The following is a 12,118-nucleotide window of genomic DNA, read 5'->3' on the forward strand; positions in this document are numbered from 1 at the left end:
CCCCGGCTGCCCCAGGAGGCGCCCCGGCCGCCCAAGGACACGCCACCTGGCCGCTTTTCATGCGCTATGTCCGAACTTGCGCCACTGTCCGTGGCGTTGCCGACCTCACTGTCGTACCCCGCCGATAGTGTGCGGATCATGCGGCTGCTGCACACCTCCGACTGGCACCTGGGGCGCTCCTTCCACCGGGTGAACCTCCTGTCCGCCCAGGAGGTGTTCCTCGACCACCTGGTGGCGACGGTCCGCGCCGAGCGGGTGGACGCCGTGCTGGTGGCGGGGGACGTGTACGACCGCGCGGTGCCGCCGCTGGCCGCCGTGGAGCTCTTCGACGACGCGCTGCACCGGCTCGCCGCGCTCGGGGTGCCCACGGTGATGATCTCCGGCAACCACGACTCGCCGCGCCGTCTCGGCGTCGGTGCCCGGGTGATGGAGCGGGCCGGGATCCACCTGCGGACCACGCCCGGCGGCAGCGCCACCCCCGTCGTGCTCACCGACCGGCACGGGGACGTCGCGATCTACGGGCTCCCCTACCTCGAACCCGCGCTGGTACGCGACGAGTTGGGCGCCGACCAGGCCAATCACACCAGCGTGCTCAAGGCGGCGGCCGACCTGGTCCGCGCCGACCTGGCCGCCCGCCCCGCGGGCACCCGTTCCGTCGCGCTCGCGCACGCCTTCGTCACCGGCGGTGTGCCCTGCGACAGCGAGCGGGACATCACCGTGGGCGGCGTGGCCGCCGTGCCCGCCGAGGTCTTCGCGGGGATCGACTACGTGGCGCTGGGCCACCTGCACGGCTGCCAGACCATCACCGAGCGCGTCCGCTACTCCGGCTCGCCGCTCGCCTACTCCTTCTCGGAGGTCGCGCAGCGCAAGAGCATGTGGCTGGTGGACCTCGGCCCCGGCGGCGAGATCGCGGCGGAACGCGTCGACTGCCCCGTGCCGCGCCCGCTGGCCCGGATCCGCGGCACGCTGGAGGAACTCCTCGCCGACCCGTCGCTGGAGCGCCACGAGGACGCGTGGGTGGAGGCGACACTCACCGACCCGTACCGGCCCGAGGAGCCGATGGCCCGGCTGGCCACCAGGTTCCCCCACCTGCTCACCCTCTCCTTCGACCCGCAGGGCGCCGAGGACGATCCACTGACCAGCTACGCGCAACGGCTGCGCGACCGCTCCGACCAGCAGATCGCCGAGGACTTCGTCGCCCATGTGCGCGGCACCGCTCCCGACGAGCGTGAACGGGCCGTGCTGACCGAGGCGTTCGACGCGGTACGGACGCGGGCCGTCGCGGACGAGGCGGTGGCGCGATGAGGCTGCACCGGATGACGATGACCGCGTTCGGCCCCTACCCGGGCAGTTGCGCGATCGACTTCGACGAGTTGTCCGCCGCCGGGCTCTTCCTGCTGCACGGTGCCACCGGTGCGGGCAAGACCTCCGTACTGGACGCCGTCTGCTACGCGCTCTACGCGGGGGTGCCCGGCGCCCGGCAGGGACTGCGCCCGCGCAGCGACCACGCCGACCCGGACGTCCTCACCGAGGTCGTGCTCGAATTCAGCGCCGGTGGGCGGCGGTTGGAGCTGACCCGGCGGCCCGAACAGCACCGCCCCAAGAAGCGCGGCGCGGGCACCACCCTGGAGAAGGCGTACAGCGCGCTGCGCGAGCACCTGCCCGGCACCGGTGAGTGGAAGGCGTTGAGCCGCTCGCACCAGGAGATCGGCGAGGAGATCGCCCAGCTGCTCGGCATGAGCCGTGAGCAGTTCTGCCAGGTGGTGCTGCTGCCGCAGGGGGACTTCTCCCGTTTCCTGCGGTCCGACGCGAGAGACCGCGCCGAACTGCTCGGCAAGCTCTTCGACACCCATCGCTTCGAGGCCGTCGAATCCTGGCTGAACGAACGTCGCAAGGAGGCCGAGGAACGCGTTCGCGCACACGACGAACTCCTGGTGGCGCTCGCCCACCGCATGCGCCAGGCGGCCGGCGACGTCTCGACCCAAGCCGCGTCGTCCCCCTCCCACACCACCGCGCCCGCCGCCGTCCCCGCCGCCCGGGGCGCGACCGCCGACCGCGCGCGGCGTGCCGGTGCCGAGACCCGCTCCGGAGAGCCGTGGCCCTTCCCGGGGATGGCGCCCGGCGATCCCGCCCTCGCCGACGACGTCCTGACCTGGGCCGCGATCACCCGGGCCACCGCACGCGAACGCCACGACATCGCCGCGCTCGCCCTCGACGCCGCCGAAGGGGCGCACCGCGAGGCGGAACGCCTGCTGGAGCGGGACCGCGCGACCGCGGAACGGCAGCGGAGGCTGGCCGAGGCGGAGGCCCGTCTCGCGCGGCTGCACGACGAGCGCGACGCGTACGAGCGGGCGTGCCACCGCCTCGAACGCGCCGCCGCCGCCGACCAGGTGACCCCGGCTCTCGCAGCGCGCGACCGCGCGGCGCGCGACCACCACCAGGCGTCACGGCGACTGCGCGACGCGCTCGCCACGTTGCCGCCGGACGCGCAGCCGTCCGACGTGGGGCATTCGCGGCCTGACGCGTCGCCGCCCGACGCGGGAGAGCCGTACCGCGACGAAGCGGGTCTCGCCGAACGTGAACGCCAAGTGCGGCGCGAGCTGGGGCGCTTGGAGGCCGCCCGCGCCGCTGAGGCCCGCGCCCACCGCCTCACCGCGGAACGCGCCGGGCTGGAGCACGAGACGACCCGGGCGGAGGCGCTGGACCAGGACACCGCCCAGTGGCTGGCGGACTGGGACGCGCTGCGGGCCGCGTTGCGCCGCAGGCTGGACGCGGCCCAGGAGGCGGCGACCCGGGCCGAGCAGTTGGCCGGCCGGCTGGAACCCGCCCGCCGCCGTCTGCGGGCCGCCGCCGCCCGCGACGAGTTGGCAGCCGCGGAAGACGCCGCGCGCGGCCCGCTGCTCGCCGCCCGGGAGACCGCGGCCGCCGTCCGCGAACGCTGGCTGGACCTCAGGGAGGCGCGACTGCGGGGCATCGCGGCCGAACTCGCCACCGCCCTGGTCGACGGCGAGCCCTGCCCGGTCTGCGGCGGCGCCGACCACCCCCGCCCGGCCGTCCCCGGCGCCCAGCACGTGGACCGGGCCGCGGAGGAGCGGGCGCAGGCGGCCCACGACCACGCGGAGGGCGAACGGGCGAGGCTGGAGGCGGAGTTGCTGGCGCTGCGGGAGCGCCGGGCCGCCGCCGAGGCCGAGGTGGGTGACGCTCCGGCCCACGAACTGGCCTCCCGCCTGGCCGGGTGGGAACGCGACCACGCCGAGGCCCGTCGCGCGGCGGCCGACGCGCACCCCGCCCGCGAGGAGCTGGACCGGGCCGAGCGCGAGCACGCCCGGCGACTGGAGGAGCAGCGCGAGACGCAGACCAGGGCCGCCGCACGCGTCTCGCGGCGCGAGGCGCTGGACGGCGAACTCGCCGCGCTCACCGCCCAGGTGAATGGGGCCCGGGGCAGCCACGGCAGCGTCGCCGAGCGCATCAGCCGACTGGAGTCGCTGGCCCTCGCGTTGTGCGAGGCCACCGACGCCGCACGCGACCACGCCGCGACGGCCGACCGGCTCGCCGACGCGGAACAGCGGCTGACGGAGACCGCGCGCGAAGCGGGCTTCGCCGACCCGCGTGAGGCCACCGAGGCGACGCTCGACGAGACACTCCGCCGCGAACTGGCCGCACGCGTACAGGAGCACGACAGGAGACTGGCCGCGGCCGAGGAGGTCGTCGCCGACCCGGCCGTACGCGACGCGGCGCAGCTGCCGCCCGCCGACCCGGCGGCCCGGCGGGGCGAACTGGACGCCGCCATCGAGCGGTTGCGCCGGGCGTCCGCCGCCGAGGCCGCCGCGGCCCAGCGACGGGTCGAGCTGGACCGGCTCTCCGCGCAGGCGGCGCGCCGGACGGCCGAGATGGCGCCGCTGCGCGAGGAGCACGCCGGGCTGCGGCGGCTGGCGCAGCTCGCGGCCGGCACCTCCCAGGAGAACGAGCTGAAGATGCGGCTGGAGTCGTACGTGCTCGCCGCCCGGCTGGAACAGGTCGCGGCCGCCGCGAGCGTGCGGCTGCGGCGCATGTCGTCGGGCCGCTACACGCTGGTGCACACCGACGCCAGGGGCCCGGGCCGGGTCAGGTCGGGGCTGGGCCTGCGGGTGGTCGACGCCTGGACCGGCACCGAACGCGACACCGCGACGCTCTCCGGCGGCGAGACGTTCTTCGCCTCCCTGGCCCTCGCCCTCGGCCTCGCGGACGTGGTGACCGACGAGGCGGGCGCGGTACGGCTCGACACCCTCTTCATCGACGAGGGCTTCGGCAGCCTCGACGACCAGACGCTGGACGAGGTGCTCGACGTGCTGGACGCGCTGCGCGAACGCGACCGCGCGGTCGGCATCGTCAGCCACGTCTCCGACCTGCGCCACCGCATCCCGGCCCAACTGGAGGTGATCAAGCACCGCCACGGTTCCTCGGTACGTCACCGCACCGCCGCGGGCGAGCGGACGGCCCACGCCTGAGCCCCGTCCGCGGGAGCGTCATTCCGGCGCGGCGGCCAGTTCGTACGCCCACAGCCCGTCGCGGTCGGAGACACGGCTGTACCCGGCACGCGAAAGGACCCCCTGGGAAGGGGTGTTGGACGGCTCGGTGGTCGCCACGGCCCGCCCTACCCCGGGCCTGCCCAGCGCCCAGCCGGACAGCAGGCGCAGGGCGTCGGTCGCCCACCCCGCGCCACGGGCCGAGACCGACAGGTCGTAGCCGATCTCCACCTCGCCGTCCAGCGGCGGCCCGTGGAAGCCGATGCCGCCCACCGCCACCTCGTCCTCGGCCCGCAGCACGCAGTAGACGCCCCACCCGGGGACGTACGTGCCCGCGATCGCGGCCTTCAGCACGATTCCGGCGGCGTCCACCGTCCCGTCGCCGGGCAGGCCGTCGATCCAGCTCAGGCCGGCCGTCCCGCCGTCGGCGATCCGGGCCGCGTCCTGCGGCAGGACCTCCCACAGGACGACCCGCCCCTCGCGCAGCACCGTGCGCTCCGCCTCGTACGAGACCACCACGAAATCCCCGCTTCCCTACCGTCGTTCACTCCTGCGACCCGCGGACCGTACCGGGCCGGGCCCGGCGGCGGTCCACTGGATCGCACCGCCGGGCCCGGCCGTACGGTCACAGCCGCGACAACTCGTCGACCAGGTCGTCGAGCCCCAGCGAGCCCTGCGAGAGGGCGGCCATGTGCCAGGCCTTCAGGTCGAAGTCCGCGCCGTGCGCCGCGCGGGCCGCCTCCCGGCCGGTGAGCCAGGCGCGTTCGCCCAGCTTGTAGCCGATCGCCTGGCCGGGCATGCCCAGGTAGCGGACCAGCTCGCTGTCCAGGAAGTCCGCCGGGCGGCCGCTGTGCAGGCCGAAGAACTCGCGGGCCAGCTCCGGCGTCCACCGCTCACCGCCGGAACGGAACCCCGAGTCCTCGGGGATCGGCAGCTGAAGGTGCATGCCGATGTCGATGATGACCCGCACCGCGCGCATCATCTGCGCGTCCAGGTAACCCAGCCGCTGCCCGGGGTCGGTCAGGAAGCCCAGCTCGTCCATGAGGCGTTCCGCGTAGAGCGCCCAGCCTTCGAGGTTGGCGCTGACAGCGCCCAGCGACGCCTGGTAGCGCGAGAGCCGGTCGGCGACGAACACCCACTGCGCGAGCTGCAGATGGTGGCCCGGCACGCCCTCGTGGTACCAGGTGCTGACCAGGTCGTAGGTGGGGAAGCGGTCGCGGCCCAGGGTCGGCAGCCAGGTGCGGCCCGGGCGGGAGAAGTCCAGCGACGGGGCGGTGTAGTACGGCGCCGCCGCGCTGCCCGCCGGCGCGATCCGCGACTCCACCCGGCGTACCTGCTCGGCCAGGTCGAAGTGGGTGCCGTCCAGCTTGGTGATCGCCTCGTCCATCAGCCCCTGGAGCCAGTCGCGCACGGCGTCCACGCCGTCGACGGCCGCCCCCGACTTCTCCAAGTGGGCCATCGCCTCCAGCGGGGTGGACCCTGGCAGGACCTTCTCCGCCTCGGCGCGCATCTCGGCGTCGATGCGGTGGAACTCCTGCCAGCCCCACGCGTACGCCTCGTCCAGGTCGAGGTCGGCGCCGGTCCACTCCCGCACCCAGCGCGCGTACCGCTCCCGGCCCACCACGTCCGGGGAACCCGCGACGGCGGGGGCGTAGCTGTCGCGCAGCCAGTCCCGCAGGGCGGCGACGGCCGCGTCGGCCCCTGCCGCGGCCTCGTCCAGCTCCGCGCGCAGCGCCTCGGGACCCTCCGCCACGAGGTCCGCGTACCAACCGCGGCCCTCCAGCCACTGCCCGAACTGCTCGACGACGGTGGAGACCTGGCGCGGTCCCGCGGGCAGGCCGCGCTCGAGACCCGCCTCCAGCGAGGCGCGGTAACCGGCCAACGCGCCGGGGACGTTGCGCAGTCGCCCGGCGATCACCGCCCAGTCGGCGTCCGTGGCGGTCGGCATCAAGGTGAACGACTCACGTACCGCGTGGGCGGGGGAGTGCAGGTTGCTGACCGCGCGCAGCCCTTCGCCCGCCTCGTGCACGGCGAGTGAGGCCGTCAGGCGCTCGCGCAGCAGCCTGGCGCAGCGCCGCTCGGCGTCGTCGCTCACGGCCGGTGAGCCGGGGCCCGCGGCCTCGGCGGCGTCCAGCTCGGCGAGGGTGCGCCGGGCGAGGTCGGCGACGGCCTCCAGGCCCTCGGGGGAGTAGTCGGGCAGGCGGTGGTCGTCGGTGCCCAGGCCCAGATAGAGACCGGTGACCGGGTCCAGCTCGGCCAGGGCGTCGACGTAGCGGTCGGCGATGGCCCTCGGGAGCGCCGCGCCAGGAGCGCTCTCGGCGCTGTCAGGAGCATCAGGTGTGTCGGACATGAAAGCCATCCTGATACGCCGGTGGGCCTCCCGTCGATCACTTTGGCGTCGATCACGCAGCGGCGAACGTCACGTCGGCGTGCGGTGACGGGACCGAGGCCCCAAGCGGAGTCCCGGAGTCCGGCTTCGTGGCCCGCCCTGGCCCGTCAGCCACAGGCCGCGCGGTCAGTGTTCGCGGGCCGCGTGCTCGCCCGGCAGCACCGGTACGGACGCGCCCTGGCCGCGCAGCGTCGCCGTGATCACCAGCGTGCCGTCCTCGACCTGGAAGTCCAGCGCCAGACCGAGCCCCCGCATCGCCGCGACCATCGGGGTGTTGGCGGCCTTGGTCACCGCGTACACCGCGCCGGCCCCGCCCTCGCGGGCCAGGGCGACCAGCCGCCGCAGCAGTTCGGCGCCGATGCCGCGCCCCTGCCACTCGTCCTCGACCAGCAGGGCCACCTCCGTCTCGTCGCCGTCCCACAGCAGGTGGCCGAGGGCGACCAGCCGTCCGGAGGCGGTCTCCACGGCGAGGGTGCGGCCGTGCCGGGGGCTGAGCAGATGCGCGAGGTAGCGTTCCGCGTCGCCCACGGGGCCGTGGTAGCGGCGGTTCAACGTGGTGGAGGAGCAGCGGTCGTGCATGGCGCGGGCGGCCACGAGGTCGCCGGGTCCTGCCCGGCGCACCGTGATCTCGTTGCCCTCCGGCAGCGTCAGCACCTCGCGGCGGCGCGGCATCCTGGGTCCGAGCCGGGAGTCCAGCTCGACCAGCGCCCTGGCTCGCGCGAACTCGGTCGGCGTGAAGGGCAGGTAGGGCCGCTCGACCACGACCGTGCCGCCGGACGGGTCCCGCAGCCGCAGCGAGAACGGCGTCAGCTCGCCCTCCGTGGGCGGCACCTTCCCGGCCTCCGCGGGCAGCGACCGTATCGTGCAGCGCCCCAGCAACTGTCGCAGCGCGAGCGGGAGTTCCGCCGCGTCGAGAGCGGTGCGGGTGGCGAGGGTGAGGACCCGGGTGGGGGTGTCCACCAGGTCGTGGGCGTCGGCGCGCTCCAGCCAGGTCTCCCGGCCGCCCGCGGCGCCGACCGCACGGGTGATCTCCTGCGCCGGGACCGCGGCGGGCACGCGGATCAGGAACTCGTCGACGGTGCCGTCCGAGAGCGGATGGGTCTGGAGGGTGAGGATGTCCACGTGCCGGTGGGCCAGCGCGCCGCAGAGCCTGGCGAGGCTGCCGGGCGTGTCGCGCACGGTGGTGCGCAGCCGCCACAGCGTGGTGCCGCCGAGCACCTCGCGTACGGCGTCCGGTTCGTCGTGCGCGGCGGCAGCTTCGTCGTGCGCGGCGGCAGCGGGCAGGCCCGTGTCGGTGGCGGCGGGCATGCCCGGCTCGGCGGCACCGGGCAGGGCGGTACCGGTGTCGCCCGGCGGATCGGCGGGCGGCGGCGAGTGACCGTGGCGGCGTGCCCACCATGTGTGGAATCCGGCGACGGACAGCAGCAGGACCGCGGAGACGGTCAGCAGCGCGGGACCGCCCGGCCCGTGCGCCATGAGGTTGGCCGCGAGGTCGGCGGCGGCCACGGCGGTGAACACCGCCGCCAGTTCGACCGCCTCGCGCCGCCAGTGGTGCGCGGCGTGCCGGATGCGGCGGCGGCCGGTGGTCGTCGAGTGCGGGAATCGTGTCATGGGGCCCACCTTGCCCAAAACGTGTTGCGTGATCACGAAGGTTTCGTGACCGATGGGTTAAGCGGGGCGCTTGTGAGGTGGTTGCCCTTTTCCGTACCGTTCCCCCGGTTCTGCCGGGCGCATGCCGAACCCGCCGGTGCGGGGCGGGAGTCGGCTCACCGGAGCGGACGGCGACGCGGCGGACCTCCCCGTGTCGACCGCCCGCGCGGTGGTCGTCCCGTACCGCCTTGCCTACGTCTCGCGTGGTGGCAGCTGAGGCCGCGGAAGCCGATGCCCACCGGTCAGCGGGCGGCGTCCAGGACGACCCGGGCCACCAGTTGCGGGTCGTCGTTCATCGGCACGTGGCCGCAGCCCGGCAGCCGCACCAGCCGGGCGTGCGGGATCATCCGCTTCAGGCGCACGCCCTGCCGCCGCAGGAGCAGACGGTCCCGGGTGCCCCAGGCCACCGTCACCGGCACCCCCGCGGGCACGGTTCCGGTGAACGGCCGCTGCCTCCGCGCCGCGGCGAGCGTCGCCTCGAACCCGGTGGCCTCGCGCAGCGCCCGCGTCTCGGCCACCACCGCCTCCGGGGCCCTGCGGCCCGGGCGGGCGTAGACGCTGCCGACCAGGGCCGCGCGCCCGGCGGCGCTGCGGGCGAGCCGTTCCACGGCGGCGGGTGGCACCAGCAGCGCGCCGCGCCGCATCGCGGACAGCACGGCGGACGCGTACCGCCACTCGGCCTCGTTCCAGAAGCCGCCGGGCGAGAGCGCCGCGACGGCCCTGGCCCGTCCGGCGCGGGCGAGGTGCAACGCGATCAGCCCGCCGAGCGAGTTGCCCACCACGAAGGGCCGCTCGACGCCCAGCGCGTCGAACATCGCGCCGAAGACCGCGACCGCGCCGTCCATGGTGTACGGCACCGCCTCGGGCTGCGCGGGCGAGGCACCGAAGCCGGGCAGGTCGACCGCGAACACCTCGTGCCGTGCGGCCAGTTCGGCCACCACTGGGTGCCAGGCCTGGCGGTGGTGGCCGATGCCGTGCAAGAGGATCAGCGGACTGCCGGCGCCGTGACGTTCGTACGCGACGGTGAGGGTGGGAAGTCCCGCCGGGGTGACCTCCACGTAGGAGGCGGGGGTGTCGCCGAGGGAGGCTGTTGCCGTACTCGTCATGTGCTGCATGCACTGCTCCAGGCGTGGTGTGTCGGGTGCCGCGGGCTCGGTGGCGCGTCGTGCGGTCAGTTTCCGGCAGATCATCCGCGGCCGGAACAGCGCGTCCGGTGGCCGGGTGCGGTTCGACACCTACGTGGCCGATACCTCCCCTTTCGCGAACATCGTATGAACGCTGTACGTGGTCACTCGCCTGCGGGCCGTAGGGAATCGATGATTGGTCTTGACCAAGCAGTGGGGCCGTCCTATGGTCCCCTAGTAGTGAAACAACCCTTAATAAATAAGGGTGGATAAAGGCCCGGTACACGCCGACCGTGGAGGACAGGGTGGGGACCACGCAGCTTGAGGCGGCGCAGGAGCCGAAGTACTGGCACCTGAGGACAGTGCTGGCCGAGGCGCTGGACTCGGAGTTCGCGGTGGGCGAAGTGCTGCCCAACGAACGGGACTTGGCGGCCCGCTTCGGCGTCGCCCGTGCCACGCTCCGCCAGGCGCTGGAGCAACTGGAGCTGGAAGGCCGCCTGCAGCGCCGTCGCGGCGTCGGCACCACGGTCGCGCCGCCGCGCATCGGCGTGCCGGTCGGCCCCGCGGAGGGCGACTGGCCCGGTGCGGGCAACGACACTTGGCGCACGATCGGATGTGTCGAGGCCCCGGCTCCGGCCGCGGTGGCGAGCCTGCTGAACGAGGGGCGGCCCGGCTACCGCGCCACGGACATGGTGCACACCATCCGCCGGGTGCGGATGTCGCACGGCCAGCCGGTCGCCACCGAACTGCTCTACGTCCCGCGCGACAGCGTGCCCGGCCTGCCCGAGCTGCTGCCGCCGACCGCCCACCCGCGCGCCGTGCTGCGCGAGTTGCACCGGCTGGAGCTGGAGAGCGAGGACCGCACCGTCGAGCTGGGCTCGGCGCGTGCCGAGGACGCCAAGCAGCTGGAACGGCTGCCCGGCGCCCCGGTCCTCGTCGTCACCACGCGGTACGTCACCGGGGGCCGGGTCGGCGCGGTCGCAGTAGCCACCTACCGCGCGGACACCTGCCGCCTCACCTTCGGCGACACCGGTGCGGTGGAGATCACGCACCACGACGACGAGCGGCGTCAGGCTTCCTGACGCAGGCTGCCTGAGTAGACGCGCCCTGTCTGAGCAGATGCAGGCTGCCTGAGTAGACGCAGACTGTCTGAGTAGGGGCGACGGCCCTCGGTCAAGTGCCGGGCTCCGCAGGAATGTTGACGGCGCGTCAGGACCGGGCTGCGGTGGTCGGCTCGACCGCGAAGAGCTGTTCCTCCACGTGGTCGAGCGCCAGCCGCAGCGCCCCGGTCGCCACGACCTCCTCGCCCAGCGCGGACAGCACCACCTGCGGCGGCCGCAGGCAGTAGCGCGCCAACTCCTCGCGCAGCGGCTCCACCACGCCGTCCATCCCGGTCGCCCAGCCGCCCAGTACGACCAGTTCGGGATCGAGGGCGAGCGCGAGCGCGGCCACGTCGTGCACCAGGCGCCGCATGAAGCGTCGCACGGCCTCCCGCGCCCGCTCGTCGCCGTCCTCGGCCAGCGCGAACACCCGGGTCACCGCGGGCTCGTCCAGCGGGTCGAGGGGGGTGTCCGTGGTGGACAGCAGGCGTTCCGGCGTCGCCTCGCGGCCCAGCAGGTGCAGCGCGCCGATCTCGCCCGCCGCGCCCCCGAACCCCCGGTGCAGCCGACCGCCGATCAGCGAACCGGCACCGGGGCTCAGCCCCGCCATCACGAACACCACGTCGCCGCTGCCCCGCGCCGCGCCCGACCAGTGTTCGGCGACGGCGGCCGCGTTGGCGTCGTTCTCCACCAGCACCGGGCAGCGGAACGACCGTCGCAGCCGTTCGCCGAGCCGCAACCCCGTCCACCCGGGCATGGCGGTGCCCAGCGCCACGGTGCCGTCCGCCTCCACGATGCCGGGGCTTCCCACCCCCACCGCCCACAACGTGCTGCGGGCCACCCCCGCCTTGCGCAGCAGCTCGGCGACGGCGGAACGCGCCCGCTCCAGGCGCTCGTCGGCGTCCAGGGCCTCGTCCACCGGGTGGCCGTGCGAGCCCAGCACCCGCCCGCCGAGGTCGGCGAGGATCACCCGCACCCGGTGCACGCCGATCTCGATGCCCAGCAGATGGCCCGCCTCCGCGTGGAAGCGGAAGCGGCGCGCGGGGCGGCCCTGGCGGCGCGTGTCGGCCGGTGAGCCGGGTGCCTCCACCACGAGCCCGGACTCGGCCAGGCCCTCGATGACCCCCTCGACCGTGGGCCGCGACAGGCCGGTGTCGTGCACCAGTTCGGTCAGGGTCCGCGGTTGCGCGTCACGCAGCACGTGCAGGACGACCGCCGAGTTGATCCTGCGGAGCAACGAGGGTTCCCCGCCGGTGAGCCGCACCAACGTCACGCCTCCTGACTGACCGCGTACTTTCCGGACGCGTACGATCCGGGCCGACCGGTGCGCGTGTGGCCGGATCGTACCCG

Annotated in this window: 8 protein-coding genes; 3 read left to right on the forward strand and 5 right to left on the reverse strand. The window is 74.8% G+C overall.

All coding sequences use genetic code 11. The features are described from left to right. Positions 1-138: 138 nt before the first annotated feature. Positions 139-1,305, forward strand: a complete 1,167-nt coding sequence (locus K7472_RS00105; RefSeq protein ID WP_222972768.1) for an exonuclease SbcCD subunit D — start codon at positions 139-141, stop codon at positions 1,303-1,305. Continuing rightward, positions 1,302-4,487, forward strand: coding sequence for an AAA family ATPase (locus K7472_RS00110; protein WP_222972769.1), 3,186 nt, complete (start codon positions 1,302-1,304; stop codon positions 4,485-4,487). The genes K7472_RS00105 and K7472_RS00110 overlap by 4 nt, the downstream gene beginning before the upstream one ends. 18 nt (positions 4,488-4,505) lie before the next feature. Here the strand turns inward: K7472_RS00110 and K7472_RS00115 are convergent, their stop codons facing one another. The 4 genes from K7472_RS00115 to K7472_RS00130 form a co-directional block, all read right to left on the reverse strand. Continuing rightward, the gene (locus K7472_RS00115) at positions 4,506-5,024 is read right to left on the reverse strand and encodes a GNAT family N-acetyltransferase (protein ID WP_308013700.1); all 519 of its coding nucleotides are present in this window, start codon (positions 5,022-5,024) and stop codon (positions 4,506-4,508) included. Positions 5,025-5,130: 106 nt separating this feature from the next. Then, a complete protein-coding gene (locus K7472_RS00120) occupies positions 5,131-6,855 on the reverse strand; it encodes a DUF885 domain-containing protein (RefSeq protein WP_222972771.1) in 1,725 nt (574 codons plus the stop codon). A 165-nt stretch (positions 6,856-7,020) separates the two neighbouring features. Next, complete coding sequence (locus K7472_RS00125; RefSeq protein WP_222972773.1) at positions 7,021-8,505, reverse strand: GNAT family N-acetyltransferase; 1,485 nt, start codon at positions 8,503-8,505, stop codon at positions 7,021-7,023. 281 nt (positions 8,506-8,786) lie between these two features. Beyond that, positions 8,787-9,650 (reverse strand): alpha/beta fold hydrolase, encoded by an 864-nt coding sequence (locus tag K7472_RS00130; RefSeq protein WP_222973488.1) that lies wholly within the window; start codon positions 9,648-9,650, stop codon positions 8,787-8,789. Positions 9,651-9,973: 323 nt separating this feature from the next. On the opposite strand from K7472_RS00130, the gene K7472_RS00135 reads away from it, so the two are divergent. Continuing rightward, positions 9,974-10,750, forward strand: coding sequence for a GntR family transcriptional regulator (locus K7472_RS00135; RefSeq protein ID WP_222972774.1), 777 nt, complete (start codon positions 9,974-9,976; stop codon positions 10,748-10,750). A 127-nt stretch (positions 10,751-10,877) separates the two neighbouring features. On the opposite strand, the gene K7472_RS00140 is transcribed toward K7472_RS00135, so the two are convergent. After that, entirely contained in the window at positions 10,878-12,035 is a 1,158-nt protein-coding gene (locus K7472_RS00140; protein ID WP_222973490.1) for an ROK family transcriptional regulator, read from the reverse strand. Between the last annotated feature and the right edge of the window lie 83 nt (positions 12,036-12,118).

Source organism: Streptantibioticus parmotrematis (genome assembly GCF_019890615.1).
GTDB classification, from domain to species: Bacteria; Actinomycetota; Actinomycetes; order Streptomycetales; family Streptomycetaceae; genus Streptantibioticus_D; species Streptantibioticus_D parmotrematis.

Bases quoted from the DNA above. Each gene is read 5' to 3' on its own strand.
- K7472_RS00120 (WP_222972771.1), bottom strand. From the start codon at position 6,855: ATGTCCGACACACCTGATGCTCCTGACAGCGCCGAGAGCGCTCCTGGC.
- K7472_RS00105 (WP_222972768.1), top strand. From the start codon at position 139: ATGCGGCTGCTGCACACCTCCGACTGGCACCTGGGGCGCTCCTTCCAC.
- K7472_RS00125 (WP_222972773.1), bottom strand. From the start codon at position 8,505: ATGACACGATTCCCGCACTCGACGACCACCGGCCGCCGCCGCATCCGG.
- K7472_RS00130 (WP_222973488.1), bottom strand. From the start codon at position 9,650: ATGACGAGTACGGCAACAGCCTCCCTCGGCGACACCCCCGCCTCCTAC.
- K7472_RS00110 (WP_222972769.1), top strand. From the start codon at position 1,302: ATGAGGCTGCACCGGATGACGATGACCGCGTTCGGCCCCTACCCGGGC.